General features: G+C 73.5%; 24 protein-coding genes. 14 read left to right on the top strand and 10 right to left on the bottom strand.

The window, feature by feature from the left end; genetic code table 11:
* Positions 1-37: 37 nt before the first annotated feature.
* Entirely contained in the window at positions 38-568 is a 531-nt protein-coding gene (locus tag AB0D10_RS07595) for a hypothetical protein (protein ID WP_360252897.1), read from the bottom strand.
* Positions 569-747: 179 nt separating this feature from the next.
* On the opposite strand from AB0D10_RS07595, the gene AB0D10_RS07600 reads away from it, so the two are divergent.
* The 5 genes from AB0D10_RS07600 (at position 748) to AB0D10_RS07620 (ending at position 4,947) form a co-directional block, all read left to right on the top strand.
* On the top strand, positions 748-1,944 hold the full coding sequence (locus AB0D10_RS07600) for an acetoin utilization protein AcuC (RefSeq protein WP_360252900.1): 1,197 nt from the start codon (positions 748-750) through the stop codon (positions 1,942-1,944).
* 224 nt (positions 1,945-2,168) lie between these two features.
* Positions 2,169-2,378 carry a helix-turn-helix domain-containing protein gene (locus AB0D10_RS07605; RefSeq protein WP_045699258.1) on the top strand — a complete coding sequence of 70 codons (210 nt, stop codon included), beginning with the start codon at positions 2,169-2,171 and terminating at the stop codon, positions 2,376-2,378.
* A gap of 191 nt (positions 2,379-2,569) precedes the next feature.
* A complete protein-coding gene (locus AB0D10_RS07610) occupies positions 2,570-2,668 on the top strand; it encodes an AURKAIP1/COX24 domain-containing protein (protein WP_003948845.1) in 99 nt (32 codons plus the stop codon).
* A gap of 150 nt (positions 2,669-2,818) precedes the next feature.
* Positions 2,819-3,931 (top strand): NAD-dependent epimerase/dehydratase family protein, encoded by a 1,113-nt coding sequence (locus AB0D10_RS07615; RefSeq protein ID WP_360253120.1) that lies wholly within the window; start codon positions 2,819-2,821, stop codon positions 3,929-3,931.
* A gap of 8 nt (positions 3,932-3,939) precedes the next feature.
* Complete coding sequence (locus AB0D10_RS07620) at positions 3,940-4,947, top strand: lysophospholipid acyltransferase family protein (RefSeq protein ID WP_360252903.1); 1,008 nt, start codon at positions 3,940-3,942, stop codon at positions 4,945-4,947.
* 176 nt (positions 4,948-5,123) lie between these two features.
* Here AB0D10_RS07620 and AB0D10_RS07625 read toward each other — a convergent pair whose 3' ends face one another.
* From AB0D10_RS07625 to AB0D10_RS07635, 3 genes are all read right to left on the bottom strand, one after another.
* Positions 5,124-6,419: a DUF5667 domain-containing protein gene (locus AB0D10_RS07625; protein ID WP_360252906.1), complete on the bottom strand. Its 1,296-nt coding sequence runs from the start codon at positions 6,417-6,419 to the stop codon at positions 5,124-5,126.
* Positions 6,420-6,689: 270 nt separating this feature from the next.
* Positions 6,690-7,454 (bottom strand): ECF subfamily RNA polymerase sigma factor, BldN family, encoded by a 765-nt coding sequence (locus AB0D10_RS07630; protein WP_360253122.1) that lies wholly within the window; start codon positions 7,452-7,454, stop codon positions 6,690-6,692.
* A gap of 673 nt (positions 7,455-8,127) precedes the next feature.
* A complete protein-coding gene (locus tag AB0D10_RS07635) occupies positions 8,128-9,177 on the bottom strand; it encodes an HAD-IB family hydrolase (protein ID WP_360252909.1) in 1,050 nt (349 codons plus the stop codon).
* A gap of 115 nt (positions 9,178-9,292) precedes the next feature.
* On the opposite strand from AB0D10_RS07635, the gene AB0D10_RS07640 reads away from it, so the two are divergent.
* The 7 genes from AB0D10_RS07640 (at position 9,293) to hemB (ending at position 16,605) form a co-directional block, all read left to right on the top strand.
* Complete coding sequence (locus AB0D10_RS07640) at positions 9,293-9,568, top strand: glutaredoxin family protein (protein ID WP_360252912.1); 276 nt, start codon at positions 9,293-9,295, stop codon at positions 9,566-9,568.
* A gap of 162 nt (positions 9,569-9,730) precedes the next feature.
* Complete coding sequence (locus AB0D10_RS07645; RefSeq protein ID WP_360252915.1) at positions 9,731-10,477, top strand: 3'-5' exonuclease; 747 nt, start codon at positions 9,731-9,733, stop codon at positions 10,475-10,477.
* Between the two features lie 107 nt (positions 10,478-10,584).
* Entirely contained in the window at positions 10,585-11,481 is an 897-nt protein-coding gene (locus AB0D10_RS07650; RefSeq protein ID WP_360253124.1) for a redox-sensing transcriptional repressor Rex, read from the top strand.
* Between the two features lie 25 nt (positions 11,482-11,506).
* Positions 11,507-12,847, top strand: coding sequence for a glutamyl-tRNA reductase (locus AB0D10_RS07655; RefSeq protein ID WP_360252918.1), 1,341 nt, complete (start codon positions 11,507-11,509; stop codon positions 12,845-12,847).
* 41 nt (positions 12,848-12,888) lie between these two features.
* Positions 12,889-13,896, top strand: coding sequence for a hydroxymethylbilane synthase (gene hemC / locus AB0D10_RS07660; protein ID WP_360252921.1), 1,008 nt, complete (start codon positions 12,889-12,891; stop codon positions 13,894-13,896).
* Entirely contained in the window at positions 13,893-15,542 is a 1,650-nt protein-coding gene (locus AB0D10_RS07665; RefSeq protein WP_360252924.1) for a bifunctional uroporphyrinogen-III C-methyltransferase/uroporphyrinogen-III synthase, read from the top strand. The genes hemC and AB0D10_RS07665 overlap by 4 nt, the downstream gene beginning before the upstream one ends.
* A gap of 76 nt (positions 15,543-15,618) precedes the next feature.
* Positions 15,619-16,605 (top strand): porphobilinogen synthase, encoded by a 987-nt coding sequence (gene hemB, locus AB0D10_RS07670; protein ID WP_360252927.1) that lies wholly within the window; start codon positions 15,619-15,621, stop codon positions 16,603-16,605.
* Positions 16,606-16,680: 75 nt separating this feature from the next.
* Here the strand turns inward: hemB and AB0D10_RS07675 are convergent, their stop codons facing one another.
* The 3 genes from AB0D10_RS07675 to AB0D10_RS07685 all read right to left on the bottom strand — a co-directional run bounded on the left by AB0D10_RS07675 (position 16,681) and on the right by AB0D10_RS07685 (position 17,932).
* Positions 16,681-16,947, bottom strand: coding sequence for a hypothetical protein (locus AB0D10_RS07675; RefSeq protein ID WP_360252930.1), 267 nt, complete (start codon positions 16,945-16,947; stop codon positions 16,681-16,683).
* Between the two features lie 211 nt (positions 16,948-17,158).
* Positions 17,159-17,503: a rodlet layer protein gene (locus AB0D10_RS07680; RefSeq protein WP_360252933.1), complete on the bottom strand. Its 345-nt coding sequence runs from the start codon at positions 17,501-17,503 to the stop codon at positions 17,159-17,161.
* A gap of 84 nt (positions 17,504-17,587) precedes the next feature.
* Entirely contained in the window at positions 17,588-17,932 is a 345-nt protein-coding gene (locus tag AB0D10_RS07685; RefSeq protein WP_360252936.1) for a rodlet layer protein, read from the bottom strand.
* A 301-nt stretch (positions 17,933-18,233) separates the two neighbouring features.
* On the opposite strand from AB0D10_RS07685, the gene AB0D10_RS07690 reads away from it, so the two are divergent.
* Complete coding sequence (locus AB0D10_RS07690; protein WP_360252939.1) at positions 18,234-18,953, top strand: hypothetical protein; 720 nt, start codon at positions 18,234-18,236, stop codon at positions 18,951-18,953.
* Between the two features lie 146 nt (positions 18,954-19,099).
* Here the strand turns inward: AB0D10_RS07690 and AB0D10_RS07695 are convergent, their stop codons facing one another.
* The 3 genes from AB0D10_RS07695 to AB0D10_RS07705 form a co-directional block, all read right to left on the bottom strand.
* Complete coding sequence (locus tag AB0D10_RS07695) at positions 19,100-19,480, bottom strand: hypothetical protein (RefSeq protein ID WP_360252942.1); 381 nt, start codon at positions 19,478-19,480, stop codon at positions 19,100-19,102.
* 113 nt (positions 19,481-19,593) lie between these two features.
* Entirely contained in the window at positions 19,594-19,866 is a 273-nt protein-coding gene (locus tag AB0D10_RS07700; RefSeq protein WP_360252945.1) for a chaplin, read from the bottom strand.
* 109 nt (positions 19,867-19,975) lie between these two features.
* A complete protein-coding gene (locus AB0D10_RS07705; RefSeq protein ID WP_360252948.1) occupies positions 19,976-20,218 on the bottom strand; it encodes a chaplin in 243 nt (80 codons plus the stop codon).
* A 574-nt stretch (positions 20,219-20,792) separates the two neighbouring features.
* Between AB0D10_RS07705 and AB0D10_RS07710 the strand changes: the two genes are divergently transcribed.
* The gene (locus tag AB0D10_RS07710) at positions 20,793-21,032 is read left to right on the top strand and encodes a chaplin (protein ID WP_350521601.1); all 240 of its coding nucleotides are present in this window, start codon (positions 20,793-20,795) and stop codon (positions 21,030-21,032) included.
* Positions 21,033-22,585 lie beyond the last annotated feature (1,553 nt).

Raw genomic sequence — 22,585 nt, forward strand, 5'->3', positions numbered from 1 at the left:
GTGGCGGGGGCGGGGGACGGGGAGGACCGGGCCGGGGTCAGCCCAGGATCGTGGTCGCCAGGTTGGCCGTGCCGTAGGCCCAGCCCTGGTCCTGGGCGGTGGAGGTGCCGCCGACCTGGCCGAACTCGTAGTAGACGTACGGCGCCCAGTTCACCGTGTACGGGATGGTGGCGTCCCACGGCGGGGTGTCGGTGATCTTGACGGTGAGCGTGACGGTCTTGGTGGCACCGGGCACGATCGGCGCGTTGAAGTGGAAGCTGGCGCTGTTCCCGCTCGTCGTGCAGTCGACGGTGTCGCCGGCGCAGCCGGTGACGGTGAAGGCACCGCTCAGCTGGTTGGCCGGCCAGGTCGGCTGGATGGACTCGTAGGCGAAGTAGATGTCGCTGGTCTCGTTGTTGGTGAGGGCCAGCGTCAGGGTCAGCTGGTCACCGGCCTTCGCCGTCGACTTGTCGACGGAGAAGTTGGTCCCGTTGACCGCGGCGGAGGCCGGCTGGGCGGCAAAGAAAACGCCAAGTCCCAGTATTGCAGCGAGAATTACCCCAAGGCGTTGCACGCTGAATGGCTTCATGGCGGAGAGGATATGGAGTCACCAAGCGTTTGTCTGTACCGCCTCAACAAAACCCCTCCACAGCTGCCCCACAGCCGCACCACAACTGCCGTACCCCGACCGTGCGACCCGCGCCGGGGCGCCGCCCCCGGCGCGCCCTGGCGGCGGCCCGGCCACCGCCACCCGCTACGGTGGAGGCCATGCCCGAAGCCGAGCGTGAAACCCCCTGCGGCCTGCACCTCTTCTGGGACGAGGCCGTCACCGCCTACGACTTCGGCCCCGGCCACCCGATGGACCCGACCCGCCTGGCGCTCACCATGCGCCTGGTCGAGGCCCTGGGGCTGAGTGGCGGCCCCGGCGTGACCGTCCGCTCCGCGCCGCCCGCCGGCGAGTCCACCCTGCAGCTGGTGCACACCCGGGAGTACGTCGAGGCGGTCAAGCACGCCGCCGCCCACCCCGACCTGACCGATCCCCGGCACGGCCTCGGCACCGACGACAACTGGTCCTTCCCCGCCGTCCATTCGGCCTCCGCGCTGATCGCCGGCCAGTCGGTGGCCGCCGCCGAGGCGGTCTGGCGCGGCGAGACCCCGCACGCCGTCAACTTCGCCGGCGGCCTGCACCACGCCATGCCCGGCAAGGCCTCCGGCTTCTGCGTCTACAACGACCCGGCGCTGGCCATCGCCCGGCTGCTCGAACTCGGCGCCGAGCGGGTCGCCTACGTCGACGTGGACGTCCACCACGGCGACGGCGTCCAGGAGGCCTTCTGGAACGACCCCCGGGTCCTGACGGTCTCGCTGCACGAGCACCCCGCCACGCTCTTCCCGCAGACCGGCTGGCCGATGGAGACCGGCGGCCCGGACGCCCCCGGCTCCGCCGCCAACCTGCCGCTGCCCGCCGGCACCGGCGACGCCGGCTGGCTGCGCGCCTTCCACGCCCTGGTGCCCGACCTGCTCGACGCCTTCCGGCCGCAGGTCCTGGTCACCCAGCACGGCGCCGACACCCACCTGGAGGACCCGCTCGCCCACCTCGCCGTCACCGTGGACGCCCAGCGGCTGATCGCCGAGGAACTGCACGACCTCGCCCACCGGCACACCGGCGGCCGCTGGGTGGCCACCGGCGGGGGCGGCTACTCGGTGGTCGACGTCGTCCCCCGCGCCTGGACCCACCTGGTCGCCACCGCCGCCGGCCGACCCGTCGACCCGGCCACCGAGACCCCCGAGTCCTGGCGCGCCGAGGTCTACCGCCGTACCCGCGGCCCGGCCCCGCTGCGGATGACCGACGGCGCCCGCCCGGCCTGGCGCGACTTCGACGCGGGTTACGATCCGGCCGACCGGCTCGATCAGGCCATCCTCGCCAGCCGCCGCGCGGTGTTCCCCCACCACGGCCTGCTGGCCTGAACCCGCCGCCCCGGCGGCCACCCGTCCGGCCGTGCGTACGGCGAGCGGTGCCATCCGCCGATCGGCTACGTACTGCAACAGTCCTATCTCTCACCGTACGAGGACTGCACTTCCCCTCTTCCCACTGGTACCACCCATAACTACTCTGGGGATACACGTGTGCCGGTGGAGTCACCGGAGGGGAAGCCGGTGCCTTGCACACGGGTAAGGGTCGGGTGATGGTCATGAGTTCCGTGGAGCGTCCCCTGCAGGAAGTCGTCTTCCTGACCGTGGCGGAGGTCGCCGCGGTCATGCGGGTGTCCAAGATGACGGTGTACCGGCTGGTGCACAGCGGAGAACTGCCGGCCATCCGGGTCGGGCGGTCCTTCCGGGTGCCCCAGCAGGCGGTGCACGAGTACCTCAAGGAGTCCTACGTGCGGCTCGAGAGCGCGTAGGACAGGGCCGACGGGGCCCGGATCCGCAGCCGCGGGTCCGGCCCCGTTCGCCCCGGATTTCCCGCGAGTTTCCCGGTTGCGGGGAGCACGATTTACAGCCCCGGCCACACGGACGGTAGGCTAGGCCCTCACGTCAGTCGTATGGACTCCGTCTCTCACGGACGAGAGTCTCAGTGAGCGAGGGTTGTTCCGTGGGCTCTGTCATCAAGAAGCGTCGCAAGCGTATGGCCAAGAAGAAGCACCGCAAGCTTCTGAAGCGGACCCGCGTGCAGCGTCGCAACAAGAAGTAAGCGCCCCCGGCCGCGCCCCGCGCGCCCAGCGCTTCCACCGCCCGCCCGGGCCCTCGTGGCCCGGGCGGGCGGTGTCGTTTCACGGCTCGGTACGGGGTCGCGGTACCGTGCACGCAGGCCGCTCGGGTCGAGGAAATGGGGTGCAGCACCGTGGGCGTGGTCGTGCTCGTCACCGGCGTGGCACGCCATCTCGGTGCCCGCTTCGCCGCCGAGGTCCGCCGCCGTCCGGGCGTCGACCTGGTCGTCGGGGTGGACGTGCAGCCGCCCCGGGTGCCGCCCGAGGAGCCGGCCGGTCCGGCCGCCCCCTACCGCTTCCACCAGCTCGACCTGCGCCGCCCGGCGCTGTCCCGGGTGCTCGCCGAGCACCAGGTGGACACCGTCGTGCACCTCAGCGTCAGCGCCACCGGCCTGGGCTCCACCAACCGCTCCGCGGTGAAGGAGTCCAACGTCATCGGCACCATGCAACTGCTCGGCGCCTGCCAGAAGGCGCCCGCAGTGCGCCGGCTGGTGGTGAAGTCCACCACCGGCGTGTACGGCTCCGCGCCCCGCGACCCGGCGGTGTTCAGCGAGCGGATCCAGCCGAAAACCCCGCCCGGCGGCGGCTTCGCCAAGGACGCCTCCGAGGTCGAGGGCTACGTCCGCGGCTTCGCCCGGCGCCGCCCGGACGTCGCGGTGACGGTGCTGCGCTTCGCCAACATCGTCGGCCCGGCCGCCGACACCCCGCTCAGCGAGTACTTCGCGCTGCCCGTGCTGCCGACCGTCCTCGGCTACGACCCGCGGCTGCAGTTCGTCCACGAGGACGACGCCGTCGCCGTGCTCTGCCGGGCCGTCGGCGAGCCCGAGCCGGGCACCGTCAACACCGGCACCTTCAACGTGGCGGGGGAGGGCGTCCTGCTGCTCTCCCAGTGCGCCCGCAGGCTCGGCCGCCCCACCCTGCCGCTGCTGCTGCCCGCGGTCAGCTGGATGGCCGCCCTGGCCCGGCAGACCAGGCTGGTGGACGTCTCCCCGGAGCAGCTGCGACTGCTCACCCACGGCCGGGTGGTGGACACCACGCGGCTGCGCGAGACCTTCGGCTACCGCCCGGCGTTCACCACCCCCGAGGCCTTCGCCGACTTCGCGGCCGCCCGGGGCCCGGGCCTGCTGCCGCCCGAGCGGCTGGCCGCCGTCACCGACCGGCTGACCGCCCTGCTCGGCCCGGAGGGGGCGCGCCCCGCCGCCGCACCGGGCACCGTACCGAACCGCCCCCGCCGACCGAGGAGCTGAAACCCGCGATGAACGCCGCAGCCGAGAACGCGCCGGGCGAGGCCAAGGTCATTCCGATCGAGTCCGCCCCCAGCTGGACCGCGTCCGACGGACCCGGCCTGGCCGACCGGCTCGCCGGCGCCGTCGGCGGGGCGCTGTCCGGGCCGCTCGGCCCGACGGCCACCCGGCTGTTCGGCAAGGGCTGGGAGGGCCGCGCCGCCGAGGGCCTGGCCTTCCTGCGCCGTCGGGTCACCGGCGACTACGAGGTCGACGAGTTCGGCTTCGACCGGGAGCTCACCGAGGAGGTGCTGCTCTCGCTGCTGCGCCCGCTGGCCGAGAAGTACTTCCGGATCGAGGTCCAGGGCGTGGAGAACATCCCGGCCGAGGGCGGCGCGCTGATCGTCGCCAACCACTCCGGGACGATCCCGCTGGACGCGCTGATGACCCAGGTCGCCATCCACGACCACCACCCGGAGCGGCGGCACCTGCGGATGCTCGCCGCCGACCTGGTCTTCGTGCTGCCCGGGATCAACGAGCTCGCCCGCAAGGCCGGCCACACCCTGGCCTGCAACGAGGACGCCCAGGCACTGCTGGAGCGCGGCGAGGTGGTCGGGGTCTGGCCGGAGGGCTTCAAGGGCATCGGCAAGCCCTTCTCCGAGCGCTACAAGCTCCAGCGCTTCGGCCGCGGCGGTTTCGTGGCCTCGGCGCTGCGGGCGCGGGTGCCGATCGTGCCGTGCTCGATCGTCGGGGCGGAGGAGACCTACCCGATGATCGGCAACGTCAAGACGCTGGCCCGGCTGCTGGGCCTGCCGTACGTGCCGATCACGCCGACCTTCCCCTGGCTGGGACCGCTCGGGATGCTGCCGCTGCCGACCAAGTGGACGATCCGCTTCGGTGAGCCGATCGCCACCGACGGCTACCCGGCGGAGGCGGCGGACGACCCGATGCTGGTCTTCGACCTGGCGGACGAGGTGCGCGAGACCATCCAGCACACGCTCTACCAGCTGCTGGTGCAGCGCCGTTCGGTGTTCTTCTGAGCCTGGTGTCGTCCCGGGCCCCGTGTTCTCCCGGGCCCGGTGTTGTCCTGGGCCCGGTGTTGTCCCGGCCCGTCGGGCGTGGGGCCTTCGTGGGCCCTCCGCTCCGGACGGGCCGGTGGAGAGGGCCCGGCGGATATCGCACTCCGCCGGGCCCTTCCCGTGCCCCGGCCGGCCGGTCAGCCGCCGAGGATCCTCAGCCCGGGCAGCAGGCCCGGGACCAGCGGGGGCACCTCGACGCCCTGCTGCCGGGCCGCGTCCGGGGCGCCCGGTGTGCCGGACGGTTGCGGTGCCTGCGGCGGGGCCGCGTCGGCACTGGGCGAGGGCTTGGCGCCGGTGAGCCCGCTGGTGAGGTCACCGACCAGCCCGTTCACCGCGTCCGGGGCACTGGTGGGCAGGGTGCTGGGCAGGCCCGCGCCCTTGCCGCCGGTCGCGCCGGCGCCGGGGTCGGCCGGGGCGTGGTCGGTGGTACCGGGGCGGTTGCCGCCGGTGGCGCCGCCGCCGGGGGCCTGCCCGCCGCCCTGGGTCGCACCGGAACCCGCGGCCGGGGCACCGGCCGGGGCGCCACCGGTCGAGTCGGAGGAGCCGTCGCCCGCTCCGGGGCCGGCCGTGCCACCGCTCTTGGCGGGGGGCTGGGCCAGGCGCAGGGGCGCGACGTCCTCGCTTATGTCGTCGAACAGCTGGTTCACCAACGAGGCCTGCTGGGTGAGCTGGACGGGCAGCTTGCCCTGCAGCTCGGTCCAGCGGCCGTCCTCGTCGTGGGCGAAGCCCGCCAGCGCGCGCATCGGGTCGAGCGAGCCGTTGCTGCGGTAGACCGAGCGCAGCAGCTCGCGGCCCTTGAGGGCGTCGGCGTGCATGTCGTCCAGGGCGCGGCGGACCTGCTCGACGGTGGCCGGGCTGAGCCCGCCCGCCGGGCCGGTGCGGCCGACCAGGACCTTGGCCTCGCCGAGCCGCGTGGCGGCGTTGTCCAGCAGCAGTTCGCCGCGCTCGGAGTCGGAGCCCGCGAAGTCGAGTCGGAGCCCTTCGAGACCGCGCTTCAGCCCGTACAGCGTGTCCCCGGGAACGGCGCCGGTGCTCGCGGCGGCGGCACCGGCCAGGCTGCCGACGGCGAGCCCGGCGACGAGTCCGCCGATCGCGAACCGGCGGCTCCAGCGGCCGCGCGGGGCCGTCCGGATCGCCCGGTGGCGCCGCTGGCGCGGTACCGCGGCGCCCGGTCCGCCGGCGAGGGCCTGCTCGAACGCGGCCATCAGCTGGGCGCGTTGGACCGTCCGGACCTCTCGGTCCAGCACCGGTCCGGGCAGCGCTCCCAGCACATCGGTCAGGCCGACCAGTTCGGCCATCGCGGCCGAACCGGAGCCGGTGCCTGCGGTGTTGGCCGATTCCGCGTCGGTTGCAGCGCGTTGCTCCGTCCGGTGGGCCTCCAGCGCCTCGGCGAAGGCCTTCGCCCGCCGGTGCTCCAGCACGTTTGCCGTCACGGGCCACACCTCCCTTCGTCGTTGTCGACACCCCGGCCTGCCGGACGGTTGCCCCGGCTGGCCAAAGCCACTCCATCGGGTGACAGGTCGCAATTCGGCTTGACCGTACGCCTGGTGGAGACTTGCACGTTGGCCAACGATCGGTACGGGCGGTCGGTTACGCACGGCTGATCATCGGATCGACCGTTCACTCTGACGTGTCGGTCGGGCGCGGACGGTGACGGCCGGCCGGGCGGGCGTCCGGCGGTGTCCCCCTCGGTCACGGCCGGCTCACCGCGCGTCGGGCGGGAGCAGCCGTGCCAGGGTGCGTACGGCGCGGTACTGGAGGGTCTTGATGGCGCCCTCGTTCTTGCCCATGATCCGGGCCGTCTCGGCGACCGAAAGCCCCTGTAGGAAGCGCAGCGTGACGCACTCCTGCTGCTGCGGGTTGAGCCGGCGCACCGCGTCCAGCAGGGCGGCGTTGGAGAGCGACTCCAGTACCGACTCCTCCGGGCTGCGCTCGCACTCGTTCGAGTCGAGCATCTCGCCGGTGGTGACCTCCAGCCGGAAGCGGCTGGACTTGAAGTGGTCGGCGACCAGGTTGCGCGCGATGGTGACCAGCCAGGCGCCGAAGTCCCGGCCCTGCCAGGTGAAGGTGCCGATCCGGCGCAGCGCGCGCAGGAACGTCTCGCTGGTGAGATCCTCGGCCGTGGCCCGGCTGCCGACCCGGTAGTAGATGTAGCGGTAGACGGTGTCCGCGTAGTGGTCGTAGAGCCGGCCGAAGGCCTCGCTCTCGCCGGCCTGGGCCTGCTCGACCAGCTCCATGATCGGGTTGTGCTCGGTCTCGTAGCCGGGGCCGGCCGCAGTCCGGGTGCGGCCGCGCCCGGCGCCGGTGCTGCCGCTGCGGCCGCGCGACCCGGTGCCGGCCGAGCCGGCGGCGGTGGTGCGCAGCAGCGCCGGGCCGGGGCCGGGCGGGTGGCCGAACGTTCCTCCGGCGGGAACGAGTTGGGGCGAGGCGGCGAGCTGGCTCCGGAGCAGGGTGCGCAGCAGGTCCAGGCCGGTGGAGATCTGCCGCTCGGCGGTGGCCCGGCCGCGGTGGCCGGTGCGCGGGCGCAGGGGCGCGGACGACGGGCGGGAGGGTGCAGGCGCGTCGTTACGGACGGGTGGGTACACGGGACTCCCAGAGGCAGAACTGTGGACGGATCACCTCCGCCTGCGCGGAGAGCACTCCCCGAAGCGTCCGTTCGAGCGGGACGCGTGGAGACGTGCATCCAGGAGAGAATAACGCTTTGTGCAATGACAGCTACACCGTGTGGTCGAAGTGGTCGTTTGGGATCCATTTGTTGCGCATATTCGGCTGACACTGACCGGAGCTGTCATCGTTCATCCAGCTCAACGTGATCGAACAGGCGCCCAGGGTGACCAATTGGGCGGCCTGGCGGGCGGTTTCCCAGCCTTGGGGCTCGGCAACCCCTGACTTTCCCGGCCTGGCGAACGATCAGAACCGGTCGCCGGCCGACAGGTTCGATCAGGGGGTCCGGACCGTCCTGTCGGGAAGGGGAGTTCGCCCGTACGGGCGGCCAGGCCAGAGGCCTGATTGACACCCCGTCACCCGTGTGGCCGAGCCCGCCGGGTGACCCTGCGGGAGCACCCGTGACGGGCCGAGGGGAGGGAGGGGGAGGGGGCGGAGCGAGGAATCCGAAGGATCCCGGGGGGCTTCAGGTGGGCTTCAGGCGTGCCGACGACGCCGGTGCAACGCCACCGCGGCCGCCGTCGCGCCGGCCGCCACCCCGAGCGCGGCCGCAGCCGGCAGTCCCACCCGGGCGGCCTTGCGCCCGGTGCGGAAGTCCCGGACGCGCCACCCCTGGGCCCGGGCGTGACGGCGCAGCGCGCCGTCCGGGTTCACCACGTACGGGTGGCCGACCAGCGAGAGCATCGGGATGTCGTTGGCCGAGTCGCTGTACGCGGCGCAGCGGTCGAGGTCGAGGCGCTCGCGGCGGGCCAGCGCGCGCACGGCGGCGGCCTTGGCCGGGCCGTGCAGCAGGTCGCCGACCAGCCCGCCGGTGTAGAGGCCGTCCCGGGCCTCGGCGACGGTGCCGAGCGCGCCGGTCATGCCGAGTCGGCGGGCGATGATCCGGGCGACCTCCAGCGGGGCGGCGGTGACCAGCCAGACCCGCTGGCCGGCGTCCAGGTGCATCTGGACCAGGGCGCGGGTGCCGGGCCAGATCTTGTCGGCGACGACCTCCTCGAAGATCTCCTCGCAGATCTCCTCCAGGTCGGCGGTGCGCTTTCCGGCGACGATCCCGAGGGCGGTGTGCTTGGCGTCCGAGATGTGGTCCGGGTCCTCGGCGCCGTGCATCCGGAACCAGGCCTGCTGCCAGGCGAAGCGGGCGATGTCGCGGCGGGTGAGGAAGCCGCGGCGGTACAGGCCGACGCCGAGGTAGAAGATCGCGGCGCCGCGCAGGATGGTGTTGTCGCAGTCGAAGAAGGCGGCGGCGCGGGGGTCGTCCGGGTCCGGGGTGTGGTTCTCGGCGGGGGCCTTGGGGGCCTTCGCGGGCTTGGGCGCGGCGGGGGCGTCCCCGTCGGTGCCCTGGGCCCCGCCGGTCGGCGCGTCCGGGGTGTCCCCGGCGGTCGGCGCGTCCGTCGCGGGGGCGTCCGGAGCGGGCGCGGGCTCGGCGCGCAGCGCGGCCTCGGCGGCCTCGGCGGCGGCCTCGCCGGCCAGGGCGCTCCGCTCGCCGGTGGAGCGTCTTGCCTGGGTGAGCCTTCGGAGCACGGCCATGGCATCGAGCATAGCCAGCCGGGCGCGGAGCGGCCGTGACGGTGCCGTGCCCGTGAGGTGAACAGCTCGACCGGCCGCCCCGGGGGCGGGCGGCCGGGTGGCGCAGAATGGGGCGGTGAGCCCATTGCTGCGACGTAAGAGCCCCCGGCCCGCGGACCGGACCGTGACCCTGGTCGGCAAGCCCGGCTGCCACCTCTGCGACGAGGCCCGCGAGGTGATCGTCCGGGTGGCGGGCGAGCTGGGCGCGTCCTTCGAGGAGAAGGACATCACTCAGGACGAGGAGCTGTACCGCCGCTACTGGGAGCAGATCCCGGTCACGCTGATCGACGGCCGTCAGCACGACTTCTGGCGGGTCGACGAGCGTCGGCTGCGCGCGGCCCTGGGCGGCTGACCGGCCGTCCGCGCGAGGGCGCCACCCCCGTCGATCGGCGGGGGCGCTTCGCCGAATCGTTGCCAAAGACACTCCGTTTCGGCTTGGGACGGGGCCGGTTGGTCGGCTTACGATCGAACGCGTTTGCGCCCGAGGGGGGCTGAGCACACGAGGAGTGCCGCCATGCTTCCCGGCCCGACCCCTGGGACGCCCGAAGCCCCGTCCGGGGCCCCGGGCTTCGCCGTGGTGGACGTGGAGGCGACCGGCCGCAGCCCGTGGCGGCACCGGGTGGTCGAGGTCGCGGTGGTGCTGCTCGACGAGCGGCTGCGCCCCGAGGGTGAGTTCGCCACCCTGCTGGACCCGCTGGGCCCGGTCGGCCCGACCCACGTGCACCGGATACGCCAGTGCGACGTCGAGGGTGCCCCGCGCTTCCGCGAGGTCGCCCCGCTGCTGCTGGAGCTGCTGGCCGGCCGGGTGCTGGTCGGCCACCACGTCAGCTGCGACCACGCGTTCCTGGACCGTGAGTTCGCCCGGATCGGGGTGTCGCTGCCGTCCGGACCGCTGCTGTGCACGATGGGGCTGGCCCGCGTCCACCTGCCGGAGGCCCGCACTCACGGCCTGGCGGCCTGCGCGGAGGCGGCGGGCCTGGGCTGGTACCCGGCGCACACCGCGCTGGGCGACGCCCGCGTGACGGCCGACCTGCTGCGGCACTGCCTGGGCGACCCGTCCTGCCCGCCGGACGACTGGGCGGGCCCGCTGCGCGAGGCGGCCCGGGTGCCCTGGCCCCGGCTGGGCCGGGCCCGCTCCCGCCCGTCCGGCGCGGCCGTCCCGCTGCTGCGCCGGGAGGCTCCGTACGGCCCCTGGCTGCCCGGTTCCCAGGCCCCGGAGGTCGTGCTGACGCAGGCCGGTGCTATGGGTTCGACGGCGTGATGCGCATCACTGTGCCGGGACAAATCGGACACCATCTTTGTGCACACGTTCACAAACGCATAGCCTGGCTGCCAAAGCCCAGCTTCACCCACAGGAGCACCGTGGCAATCGGCCGATCACCACAGAGCAGTTCGCAGACGCCCGACCAGGGCGCCGCGCGCCGACCCTCGCGTGCCCGGGGCATCCCGGAGGCGACCGTCGCCCGCCTGCCCCTCTACCTGCGGGCCCTCACCGCGCTCTCCGAGCGCTCGGTGCCGACCGTCTCCTCCGAGGAGCTGGCCGCCGCCGCGGGCGTGAACTCGGCCAAGCTCCGCAAGGACTTCTCCTACCTCGGTTCCTACGGCACCCGCGGCGTCGGCTACGACGTCGAGTACCTCGTCTACCAGATCTCCCGCGAGCTCGGCCTGACCCAGGACTGGCCGGTCGTCATCGTCGGCATCGGGAACCTCGGCCACGCCCTCGCCAACTACGGCGGCTTCGCCTCCCGCGGTTTCCGGGTCGCGGCCCTGCTCGACGCCGACCCGAACGTGGTCGGCAGCAGCGCGGCCGGCCTGCCCGTGCGCCACATGGACGAGCTGGAGTCGATCGTCGAGAGCCAGCACGTCTCCATCGGTGTGATCACCACCCCGCCCGGTGCCGCCCAGCAGGTCTGCGACCGGCTGGTCGAGGCGGGCGTCACCAGCATCCTGAACTTCGCCCCGACCGTGCTGACCGTCCCGGACGGCGTGGACGTGCGCAAGGTGGACCTCTCCATCGAGCTGCAGATCCTCGCCTTCCACGAGCAGCGCAAGGCCGGGGAGGAGCCGGACGACCGCGCCGAGTCGGTGCTCGACCGCGCCCCCGGCCCGGTCCGCGCCGCCGCCGCCAAGCTGCGCCGCGCGGCCGGCGGCAGCGGCAAGGGCCGCGGCACCGCCGAGCCGGTCGCCAAGGACCCGGCCGAGCCGGCCAAGGGAAAGTCCGCCAAGGGCGGCGACGGGGATCTCTCCGCGGTGATGCCCGCATGAACACCGAGAGCTGTGAGGGGCGGGCATGAGCCTTCTCGTCGTAGGGCTGAGCCATCGCACGGCCCCGGTCGGGGTGCTGGAACGCGCCGCGCTGACCGGTGACGTGCCGACCCGGCTGCTGCACGACGCGGCCGCCACCGCGACCGTCGGCGAGGCCGCGCTGGTCAACACCTGCAACCGGATCGAGCTGTACGCGGACGTGGACAAGTTCCACGCCGGCGTCGCCGAACTGTCGCTGCTGCTCGCCCACCACAGCGGGGTGGACCTGGAGGAGCTGACCTCCCACCTGTACGTCCACTACGAGGACCGCGCCGTCCACCACCTCTTCTCGGTGGCCTGCGGCCTGGACTCGATGGTGGTCGGCGAGGGCCAGATCCTCGGCCAGCTGCGCGACGCGCTGGCCAAGGCCCAGGAGGAGCACACCGCCGGGCGTGGCCTGAACGAGCTGTTCCAGCAGGCCCTGCGGGTCGGCAAGCGGGCGCACAGCGAGACCGGCATCGACAAGGCCGGCCAGTCGCTGGTCACCTTCGGCCTGGAGCAGGTCGCCGCGGGCGCGGGCGAGATCGCCGGCAAGCGCGCGCTGGTGGTCGGCGCCGGCTCGATGAGCTCGCTGGCCGCCGCCACCCTGGTCCGCTCCGGCGTGACCGACCTGCTGATCGCCAACCGGACGCCGGCCCGCGCCGAGCGGCTGGTCGAGATCCTCGGCCCGGACGTGGCCCGCACCCTGGACCTCGCCAAGGTGCCGGAGGCGCTGGCCGACGTGGACCTGGTGATCTCCTGCACCGGCGCGGCCGGCGTGGTGATCAGGGCCGCGGACGTGGCCGCCGCGGTCGCCCTCCGTACGGCCCCCGAACCGCTCGCCCTGCTCGACCTGGCCATGCCGCGCGACGTCGACCACGCCGTGCACGAGCTGGCCGGTGCCCTGCTGGTCGACCTGGAGAGCCTGTCCCACGCGCACGCCGCCACCCCCGGCGCCGGCGACGTCGACGAGGTCACCCGGATCGTCGCCGACGAGGTGACCGCCTTCGGTGCCGCCCAGCGCGCCGCCCGGATCGCCCCGACCGTGGTCGCGCTGCGCTCGATGGCCTCCGACGTGGTCGCCGCCGAGCTGGGCCGGCTGGAGTCCCGGCTGCCCGACCTGGACGAGCGCTCCCGCGCCGAGATCGGCCAGACCGTCCGCCGCGTCGTCGACAAGCTGCTGCACGCCCCGACCGTCCGGGTGAAGCAGCTGGCCGCCGAGCCCGGCGGCGCCTCCTACGCGGACGCCCTGCGCGAACTCTTCGACCTCGACCCGGCAGCCGTGCACGCCGTGTCCGGAACGCCCGTCGGCGGCGCGCCCCAGCCCTCCGCCGGGGGCACCAGATGAACCGTCAGCCATCCCACGAGTACCACCGGGACGATCACCTCATGAATGGTCAACCGATCACGGAGCAGCCCTCGGCCGCCGCGCCCCTGCGGCTCGGCACCCGGCGCAGCGCCCTTGCCATGGCCCAGTCGGGCATGGTGGCCCGCGAGGTGACCAGGGTCACCGGGCGCGCCGTCGAGCTGGTCGAGATCACCACCTACGGCGACACCTCCCGGGAGGCGCTGGCACAGATCGGCGGCACCGGCGTGTTCGTGTCCGCGCTGCGGGACGCGCTGCTGGAGGGCCGGATCGACTTCGCCGTGCACTCGCTCAAGGACCTGCCCACCGCCGCCCCCGAGGGCCTGGTGCTGGCCGCCGTCCCCGAGCGCGAGGACGTCCGGGACGCCCTGGTCGCGGCCGAGGGCCTGAACCTGGACGAGCTGGTGGAGAAGCTCGCCGGGGCCGGCCGCACGGCCCGGATCGGCACCGGCTCGCCCCGTCGGATGGCGCAGCTGAACGCCTGGGCCACCGCCCGCGGCGCCCAGCTGGAGACCGTCGCGATACGCGGCAACGTGGACACCCGGATCGGCTTCGTGACCGGCGGCGAGCTGGACGCGGTGGTGCTGGCCACGGCCGGCCTGAACCGGCTCGGCCGCGGCGCCGAGATCTCGCAGCACCTCGACCCCGAGCTGATGATCCCGGCCCCCGGCCAGGGCGCGCTCGCGATCGAGTGCACCACCGCGAACACCGAACTCACCGCCGCGCTCGCGGCCCTGGACCACGCCCCCACCCGGGTCGCCGTGGCCGCCGAGCGCGCCCTGCTGGCCACCCTGGAAGCCGGTTGCTCGGCGCCGGTGGCCGCGCTGGCCACCTGGGGCCGGCAGAACGAACTGCGGCTGGACGGCGTGGTCGGCGACCCCGACGGCTCCGCCCTGCTGAAGATGTCCGCCAACGGTCCGATCGTCCTCGACGAGTCCGCCGAGCAGCAGGCGGCGGCCCTCGGCCGCGCGCTGGCTGACCGGCTGCTCGCCGGGGGCGCGGCCGCCCTGATGGGGGAGCGAGCCCGATGAGCCCCACCGCCGCCACCGACGCCCTGTTCCCCGCAGGGCAGCCCGCCACCGGACGGTGCACCTTCCTGGGCGCGGGCCCCGGGGACCCGGGCCTGCTGACCCTGCGCGCGGTCGAGGTGCTGTCCACGGCCGACGTCCTGGTCGCCGACCCGCTGACCGCCGCCGCCGTGCGCAGCCACTGTCCGTCCGCGGTGCAGGTGCACAGCCCGGTCGCCGAGGGCACCGACTTCGACCTGGCCAAGCTGGTCTCCGAAGCCGTCCGCTCCGGCAAGCACGTGGTCCGCACCGTCGACGGCGACCCGGGCCTGGACGGCTGCGCCGCCGAGGAGATGCTCAGCTGCGCGGGCGACGGGATCCCCTTCGAGGTGATCCCGGGCGTCGCCCAGTCGGTCGGCGTCCCGGCGTACGCGGGCGTCCCGCTGCGCGCCGGCGCCGGCACCGACGTGCGGTTCGTGGACGGCGCCCAGCTGCTGTCCGGCGGCCCGGTGGACCTGGGCGCGCCGGAGACCACCCTGGTCGTCCGCACCACCCTGGGCCAGCTGCCGGCCACCGCCAACGCGCTGGTCTCCAACGGCCGCAAGCCGGAGTCCGCGCTCAGCGCGACGCTCTCCGGCACCACCACCCGCCAGCGGACCTTCACCTCCACGCTGTCCGGGATCGCGGCCGACCTCAAGGCCGCCCGGGTGCTGCCCTCGCCGGTCTCGGCCCCGGTCGACCCGGCGACCTCGGTGATAGCCGTGGTGGGCGAGCAGGTCGCCCACCGGGCCTCGCACTCGTGGTTCGAGACCAAGCCGCTGTTCGGCTGGAACGTTCTCGTGCCGCGCACCAAGGAGCAGGCCACCGGCCTGTCCGAGCAGCTGCGCTCGTACGGCGCGGTGCCGCAGGAGGTGCCGACCATCGCGGTCGAGCCGCCGCGCACCCCGCAGCAGATGGAGCGGGCCATCAAGGGCCTGGTCACCGGCCGCTACGAGTGGATCGCCTTCACCTCGGTGAACGCGGTGCGCGCCGTCCGGGAGAAGTTCGAGGAGTACGGCCTGGACGCCCGCGCGTTCGCCGGGATCAAGGTCGCGGCGGTCGGCGAGACCACCGCGCAGGCCCTGGTGGACTTCGGCGTCAAGCCCGACCTGGTGCCCTCCGGCGAGCAGTCCGCCGCCGGTCTGCTGGAGGACTGGCCGCCGTACGACCCGGTCTTCGACCCGATCGACCGGGTGCTGCTGCCGCGCGCCGACATCGCCACCGAGACCCTGGTGGCCGGCCTGGTCGAGCTCGGCTGGGAGGTCGACGACGTGACGGCGTACCGGACGGTGCGCGCCTCGCCGCCGCCGGCCGAGACCCGCGAGGCGATCAAGGGCGGTGGCTTCGACGCGGTGCTGTTCACCTCGTCCTCGACCGTCCGGAACCTGGTCGGCATCGCCGGCAAGCCGCACAACGTCACGGTCATCGCCTGCATCGGCCCGGCGACCGCCAAGACCGCCGAGGAGCACGGCCTGCGGGTCGACGTGATGGCCCCGGCGCCGTCGGCGGCCGCGCTGGCCCAGGCGCTGGCAGACTTCGGGGCCAAGCGCCGCGACACCGCGACGGCCGCCGGCGAGCCGGTGTACCGGCCCAGCGAGCGTCGTCCGGGTTCGCGCCGCAAGGCCCGCTGAGGGCCCGCCCCAACCCCCGGCCGGGGGTGGCGAGTCGCCGCCCCCGGCACTGCACAACCGTTCGGAGAGAGAAGCCGTGTCCGCTGAATTCCCGTACGTACGCCCCCGTCGGCTGCGCCAGAGCCCGGCGATGCGCCGTCTGGTGGCCGAGACCAGGCTGCACCCGGCCGAGCTGATCCTGCCGCTGTTCGTCCGCGAGGGCGTCAGCGAGCCGGTCCCGGTCAGCTCGATGCCGGGCGTGGTCCAGCACAGCCGGGACACCCTGCGCAAGGCCGTCGTGGAGGCGGCCGAGGCGGGCCTGGGCGGCGTCATGCTGTTCGGCGTCCCGGAGGTGCAGGACGCCACCGGCAGCGAGGGCACCAACCCGGACGGCATCCTGCAGCAGGCGATCCGGGACGTGGTCTCCGAGGTCGGCGACTCCCTGGTGGTCATGTCGGACCTCTGCCTGGACGAGTACACCGACCACGGCCACTGCGGCGTGCTGGCCGCCGACGGCAGCGTGGACAACGACGCCACCCTGGAGCGCTACGCCGAGATGGCCCGGGTGCAGGCCGACGCGGGCGTCCACCTGGTCGGCCCCTCCGGCATGATGGACGGCCAGATCGGCGTCGTGCGGCGGGCACTGGACGAGGCGGGGCACCAGGACGTGGGCATCCTCGCCTACACCGCCAAGTACGCCTCGGCCTTCTTCGGCCCGTTCCGCGAGGCCGTCGGCTCCTCGCTCAGGGGCGACCGCAAGAGCTACCAGCAGGACCCGGCGAACGCCCGCGAGGCGCTGCGCGAGCTGGAGCAGGACCTCGCCGAGGGCGCCGACCTGGTGATGGTCAAGCCGGCCATGGCCTACCTGGACATCCTGCGCCAGGTCGCCGACGCCTCCCCGGTGCCGGTCGCCGCGTACCAGGTGTCCGGCGAGTACGCGATGGTCGAGGCGGCCGCCGCGAACGGCTGGATCGACCGGGAGCGGATGATCATGGAGACGCTCACCTCGATCCGCCGGGCCGGCGCCGATCAGATCCTCACCTACTGGGCCGTCGAGGCCGCCTCGGCGCTCGAACAGCGGTAGGACCCGCCCCTCGGCGGACCCGCACAGCGGAAGGCCGGGCCGCTCCCCACGGGGAGCGGCCCGGCCTTCGTGCTGCTACATCCAGCCCTTGATGTGGGCGAAGCCCGCGCCGCCGCCGATGATGTCGGTGGAGGTGGCGGCGATGCCACCGAAGCCGCCCGCTGCGGTGTCGGTGGTGTGGGCGACGCCGAAGCCCCCGGCGGCCAGGAACGGCTGGTCGGCGCTGGCGGCGAACTCGCCGCCACCGGCCAGGCCGACGTGGGCGAAGGCCGGGGTGGCGGCGCCCGCGAGCGCCAGTGCGGCGGTGGCGGTCAGCGCGGCCTTGGCCAGCATGCTCTTCATGGTTCTGCCCTCTCTCTGGGAGCGCCCCCGCGGGCGCTCTGACACGTGTTCACATCAGGTCGTCCGGACCGGCGCCCCACGCGCCGGACCGGACGACCGGTCACCCGGACGGTCCGCGTCGCCGCGGCCGGCCGGACACCTCGTCCGTCAAGCCCGGAGGGCCCGGGGAGACCTTCCTCCCCGGGCCCTCCGTCCGTGCCGTGCCCCGTGATCAGCCGATCAGGTGCGAAACGCCCGCGTCGCCCGAGGACTGGGTGTTCTGGCCGACGTTGCAGATCTGCTTCGGGGTGCTGTTCAGGATCGGCACCTCGATCGGAACCGCGGCACCGGCAGCGGTGACAGCGATGTTGTGGATCTCGGGCAGGCAGATGTTCGCGTTGTCCAGGGTGTGGAAGTTCGGGCTGCCGTTGCCGTGGGTGCCGGTCTGGTTGGTGCCGCCGTTGCCCTGGACCGTGGTGGCGGCGCCGTCCGAGTCGACGATGGCGGAGGCCGAGCCTGCGGACATCGCGAGGGCGGCGGCGGCCAGGCCGGCGGCGGCGAGGGACTTCTTGATCATTTCCGGTTTTCCTCTCGGGGGTGAATCGGGGAGCGATTCGGGGGTGGATCAGAGGGGGTGGTGCAGAGGGAGCTGAACGGAGCGTCAGCCGATCAGGTGGGACACGCCCGCGTCGCCGTGGCTCTGGGTGCCCTGGCCCTGGGTGCAGTACTGCCTGCCGCCGCTGTTGGCGATCGGGATCTCGACCGGGATGGCCAAACCGGCCCCGCTCACGGCGATGTTGTGGATCTCGGGGAGGCAGATGTTCGCGTTGTCCAGGAAGTGGAAGTTCGGGCTGTTGTTCCCGACCGTGCCGGTGAAGTTGGTGCCGCCGTTGCCCTCGATGGAGGCGGCGGCGCCGTCCGCGTCACCGATGGCCGAGGCGGGCGCGGCGGCGGCGGCCAGCGCGGCGACGGCCAGGCCGGCGGCGGCGAAGGACTTCTGGATCATGGGGAGATCCCTCTCTGAAATGCTCTTGGATTCCTTGCGTACAACGCGTAGAACGCTCAGACCCGGTCTGCAGTCACTGACGTCCAGATCAAAGAATGACGGCACGGAAGGTTACGGGGATTTTTGAAAAGAGTCCGGGAGGCGCGACGCAGGATGGTTTCCGGTCGGATTATTGGGCCGAACCGGTTAACCGGCGCAATCCGTGTTCCCGTTCGCTCGTTGAGTCAGATTGCTTTCCGGCTGCGCCCGCGCAGCCCTTCCTCAGTGGTCCCCCAGTACGGACAGCAGAACGGTGAAAAGCATGAAGTTCTCCAAGCGGGCCGGCGCGATGCTTCTGGCGGTCGGTGCGGGCGTGCTCGCCTCCCCGGGGGCGGCCTCCGCCGCCCCGGTCGGACCCGACCAGGTCGGAGCCCTGGAGGACGTGCTGGCCACCCGGCAGGTCCCGGTGGAGGTGCCGCTCACCCCGCTGGGCAGCCGGCTCTCGGCCGGCATCCCGACCTCCCTGCTCATGCCGCCGGTGCCGGGCCGCACCACCAGCACCAGCACAGAGCTGGTCCCGGAGCGGATCGTCCCGCAGCTGAGCACCGGCAAGGTCGGTCCGAGCGCCAAGGCCGAGCTGCCGCTCCCGCTGCTGGACCAGGGCGCCGACCTCGGCCGGGTGCTGTTGGACGCGCCGGCCCCGCCGCTGCACGCCGACACCCCCGGGGTCAGCCTCGGCAAGCCGCTCTCGCTCGCCGAGGACGGCGCCGGTCAGCTCGCCGGCGGCCGGCTCAAGGTGGGCGAGGTCGACCCGCGCCTGCTCACCGGCGCCGTGCAGGCCGTCCCCGGGGCCAGCGCCAGCCTCGGCGGCGACGACCACCGGCTCTCGGCCACCGACGAGGTGAGCGACCTGACCACGACCACCGCCGCGACCGCCACCGAGGTGGTCGGGCAGACCGGACTGGCCGACCCCGCGGTCACCACCGCCACTGCCACCGGCGTCGTCCGGCAGACCGGGCTGACCGACCTGACCCGGCTCTGATCCCGGATCCCGCTCCGGCCCGGTCCGCCCCGGCGACGCCCCGCGCGGCAGGAGCCCGGCACCCCGCTCGCCGCGCGGGTGCCGGGCTCCGGTGCGTCCGGACGGCTCGGCCGGGCAGGACGCCGGCCAGCCGGGGAGGACGTCGCTCAGCCGGGCAGGACGCCCGTCAGCCCGCCGACCAGCGGGAGGTTCTTGACGCCGCCGCCCGCGCTCAGCGGGCCGGTCAGCGTGCCGGTGCCGACCGGGGCGAGGCCCTGGTCCGGCTGGACGGTCGCGCCGTTGTTGAGCACGTCGGCGGAGGAGTTCGCCCACGGGTCCAGGCGCAGGCTCTTGATCGGCGCGATGCCGTAGCCGAGCCCGGAGGTCGTCCCGTTCAGGGCCTGGCCGACGTCCGTCCTGGCCAACGTGGCCGGTCCGGCCGGGGCCTGACCGGTCGGGGCGGTGGCGGCCTGCGCCGTACCGGCGCCGAGCAGGACCGCGGCGCCGACGGCGGCGGCCACGCCGGCTCCGCTCTTCTTCGAAACCATGCGGATCACCCTTCGGTGGATCGGGGGTCCCGGACGGCCGTCCGGGGATGCCGAACTGCCCCCCGGCCGACTGGTCGGGGGGCAGGACGGCCGGATCACGTGCCGATCGGGGATCAGCAGTCCGCCGCCGGCGGCGGCGGGGGCAGCTCGACGTTGGCGCAGCTGTTGCCGAAGGCCGGGTTCAGCAGGCCGATCACGTTGATGGAGTTGCCGCACAGGTTGACCGGGATGTGCACCGGCACCTGGACCTGGTTGCCGGAGGCGACACCGGGGGAGCCGGCGGCGACGCCCTCCGCGCCCGAGCTGGCGGCGGCGGAGCCCGCCGCGCCCAGCACCAGGCCGGCAGCGGCGGCGGAGAGGACGGCGGCCTTCTTCACGTTCTGCATGGGGGTTGATCTCCTCGATCACACACGGGTGGAGCGTGCCGCGCCCCGGCGCTGCGGGGCGCGGCACGGGCTCGGTGAATCAGCTGTCGCCGGTGCGGCGACCGCCGGTTCAGCCGATGTTGGCGCAGTTGTTGCCGAACGCCGGGTTCAGGATGCTGATGACGCCGATGCTGTTGCCGCAGACGTTGACCGGGATGTGCACCGGGATCTGGATCTGGTTGCCGGAGAGCACGCCGGGGGAGCCGGCGGCGACGCCCTCGGCGCCGGAGCTGGCGAACGCGCCGCCGGCGGCACCGAGCACCAGGCCGGTGGCGGCCAGGGACAGGACGGCGGCCTTCTTGAGGTTACGCATGGTCTTTCCTCCGATTTCTGCCCGACGGAAGAGAAGTGTCGGGTATTCGGGCGAGCACGAAATACTCACCCGATGGCTTCAGGGATTGCCGTGATTTTCACTCGGGCGGCGCACACCGGCGTGTTCCGCCCATGGCGCGGGCGTGGACGCAGCCGCCGTGTCGCAGCGCCTCTCGAAATCCCTCCCGCACGGCCGGGAAGGCTCGGACGAAGGCGCGACCGGACGGAATTCCCGGTCAGACGTTCCGGCGGGGATTGCCGGACGCCGCGTTCGGGAGGCCCGCCACCCCGCTCGAGCCGCCGGTGGCCGCGCTGCCGACGACGGCGTGGGCGAGCTTGCGCATGGGCGGTACTCGATTCGTGTGTGGGGGCCGGTGGACCGGGTTCCGTGAGGGAGAACGAGGTAGGGCGCACGGGGAAACGGCCCGGCCGAAGTCGATCACCCGAATGCCGACCGGGGGCCCCGTTGCTCCGGACGGGTGACAGTGCGCGCACCGTCGCAACCGGTGCGGGGAGGTCTCGTTCTTGATGTCGCACTCCCCGTGCATCTCTGTTTGATCAGTCAGGAGGCTCGCATGAGCATCAAGAAGACCGCCGCCGTCGGCGCGGCCGTGGTGGGCATCGTGGCCGCCGGCGCCGGCACCGCGATGGCCAGCTCCGGCGCCGAGGGCGTCGCCGCCGGTTCCCCCGGTGTCATCTCGGGCAACCAGATCCAGGTTCCGGTGCACGTTCCGGTCAACCTGTGCGGCAACACCATCGACATCGTCGGCCTGCTGAACCCGGCGTTCGGGAACCACTGCGCCAACGTGGGCTGAGCCCGCACCCGGTTCGGCCGGTGTGAGCCGCCGTTCCGCGCTTCCCTCCTGGGGCGCGGGGCGGCGGCTCTTCGCGTTGCCGGGGCGGCTCCGCGTCGCCGGGAATCCGTCCGTCCGTCAGGTCCCGGTGCGTCACAAGCCTTGTTGCGTTACTTGTCAGTTCCTAGAATCCGAGTCCTGCTCACCTTTTCAGCTCCTCTCTTGCTCCGCGCCGCTCGGCGCCCCGCCCGGGCGGCCCCCACCCCCCGCAAGGAGTCGCGTGTGATCAGGTCCCGACTGTCGGCGGCGCTCGCCACCGGCGCCCTCGTGGCCACCCTCGGCCTGGCCGGTGCCCCCGCCGCCCTCGCCGACCGAGCTCCGGCCCCGGCGCCCGCCGCCGGACCCGCCGCGGTCGTCGCCCTCGGCGACAGCGCCATCTCGGGGGAGGGCGCCGGCACCGACACCGACGACGGCTACTTCCCGGAGACCGACAGCCCCACCAACTACTGCCACCGGCACCCCAAGTCGGAGATCTTCGTCACCGACATCCCCGGGGTCACCCCGATCGACCTCGCCTGCTCCGGCGCCCAGACCGGCGACCTGGTCAGCGACCCCGAGCTGGCGAAGATCACCGGCCCGGGCAGCGGCGACTTCGGCGAGCCCAAACAGGACGTCAAACTCGCCGACGCGGCGTCCAAGTACGACGTCAAGCTGGTCGTGGTGACGATCGGCGCCAACGACGACTTCGACTTCAGCGGCGTCATGATGCACTGCCTGGCACAGTACTTCCCGATCCCCAAGGACCAGGGCTGCCGCGACACCATCGGCAGCGACGAGATCCGCCGACGCGCCGAGGGCGTCCGGCCCAAGGTCGTCGCGGCGCTGCAGAACATCCGTCAGACCATGCGCCGGGCGGGCTACGCCGACTCCGCGTACCAGCTGGTCTACCAGTCGTACTTCAACCCGATCACCCCGGACATCCGGCGCAACGACTACCTCGGGAAGGTCGCCGACGGCTGTCCGGCCTTCCCCGAGGACCTCGCCTGGGGCCACAACTGGGTGGTGCCGACCTTCAGCGACGCACTGCGCGGCGCGGCCGAACAGGTGCCCGGCGTCCGGTACCTGGACCAGCGTCGGGTCGCCTTCGGGCACGAGGTCTGCGCGGAGTGGACCAGTTCCCCGTACGAGTACAGCAACGGGGACGTCATCAACCTCTCCGAGTGGGTGCGCAACGGCTGCGACTCGCAGATCGGCATCCCCGGGCTGTGCATGAACATGGTCCGCCAGTCGTACCACCTGCGGGTGGCCGGCTACCGCGGCGAGGGCGTCTGCCTCGGCCAGTTCTACGCCCGGCCCGAGCTGGCCCAGGCCTACTGCACGCTCAACCAGCAGAACACCACGTCGATCCAGCCGCTCACCCCGGGCAAGCCCTTCGGCGACGTCCCGGAGGACGGCTCCTGGTACCAGCTGACCAACGCGGCCACCGGCAACGCCCTGGACCTCACCGGCGGCGGCAGCTACGGCGACTCCACCAACGGCCGGGCCGCCATCAGCTACCGGCCGGCGGCGGGCTC

Origin of the sequence: Kitasatospora sp. NPDC048545 (assembly GCF_040651155.1) — a bacterium.
Taxonomy (GTDB): domain Bacteria; phylum Actinomycetota; class Actinomycetes; order Streptomycetales; family Streptomycetaceae; genus Kitasatospora.

What these genes read in the sequence shown, in the direction of transcription:
- AB0D10_RS07655 (WP_360252918.1), top strand. Translation starts at nt 11,507, where the DNA reads ATGAGCCTTCTCGTCGTAGGGCTGAGCCATCGCACGGCCCCGGTCGGG.
- AB0D10_RS07705 (WP_360252948.1), bottom strand. Translation starts at nt 20,218, where the DNA reads ATGCGTAACCTCAAGAAGGCCGCCGTCCTGTCCCTGGCCGCCACCGGC.
- AB0D10_RS07645 (WP_360252915.1), top strand. Translation starts at nt 9,731, where the DNA reads ATGCTTCCCGGCCCGACCCCTGGGACGCCCGAAGCCCCGTCCGGGGCC.
- AB0D10_RS07595 (WP_360252897.1), bottom strand. Translation starts at nt 568, where the DNA reads ATGAAGCCATTCAGCGTGCAACGCCTTGGGGTAATTCTCGCTGCAATA.
- hemC (WP_360252921.1), top strand. Translation starts at nt 12,889, where the DNA reads ATGAATGGTCAACCGATCACGGAGCAGCCCTCGGCCGCCGCGCCCCTG.
- AB0D10_RS07680 (WP_360252933.1), bottom strand. Translation starts at nt 17,503, where the DNA reads ATGATCAAGAAGTCCCTCGCCGCCGCCGGCCTGGCCGCCGCCGCCCTC.
- AB0D10_RS07690 (WP_360252939.1), top strand. Translation starts at nt 18,234, where the DNA reads ATGAAGTTCTCCAAGCGGGCCGGCGCGATGCTTCTGGCGGTCGGTGCG.
- AB0D10_RS07620 (WP_360252903.1), top strand. Translation starts at nt 3,940, where the DNA reads ATGAACGCCGCAGCCGAGAACGCGCCGGGCGAGGCCAAGGTCATTCCG.
- AB0D10_RS07700 (WP_360252945.1), bottom strand. Translation starts at nt 19,866, where the DNA reads ATGCAGAACGTGAAGAAGGCCGCCGTCCTCTCCGCCGCCGCTGCCGGC.
- AB0D10_RS07685 (WP_360252936.1), bottom strand. Translation starts at nt 17,932, where the DNA reads ATGATCCAGAAGTCCTTCGCCGCCGCCGGCCTGGCCGTCGCCGCGCTG.
- AB0D10_RS07635 (WP_360252909.1), bottom strand. Translation starts at nt 9,177, where the DNA reads ATGGCCGTGCTCCGAAGGCTCACCCAGGCAAGACGCTCCACCGGCGAG.
- AB0D10_RS07665 (WP_360252924.1), top strand. Translation starts at nt 13,893, where the DNA reads ATGAGCCCCACCGCCGCCACCGACGCCCTGTTCCCCGCAGGGCAGCCC.
- AB0D10_RS07605 (WP_045699258.1), top strand. Translation starts at nt 2,169, where the DNA reads ATGAGTTCCGTGGAGCGTCCCCTGCAGGAAGTCGTCTTCCTGACCGTG.
- AB0D10_RS07710 (WP_350521601.1), top strand. Translation starts at nt 20,793, where the DNA reads ATGAGCATCAAGAAGACCGCCGCCGTCGGCGCGGCCGTGGTGGGCATC.
- AB0D10_RS07695 (WP_360252942.1), bottom strand. Translation starts at nt 19,480, where the DNA reads ATGGTTTCGAAGAAGAGCGGAGCCGGCGTGGCCGCCGCCGTCGGCGCC.
- AB0D10_RS07675 (WP_360252930.1), bottom strand. Translation starts at nt 16,947, where the DNA reads ATGAAGAGCATGCTGGCCAAGGCCGCGCTGACCGCCACCGCCGCACTG.
- AB0D10_RS07600 (WP_360252900.1), top strand. Translation starts at nt 748, where the DNA reads ATGCCCGAAGCCGAGCGTGAAACCCCCTGCGGCCTGCACCTCTTCTGG.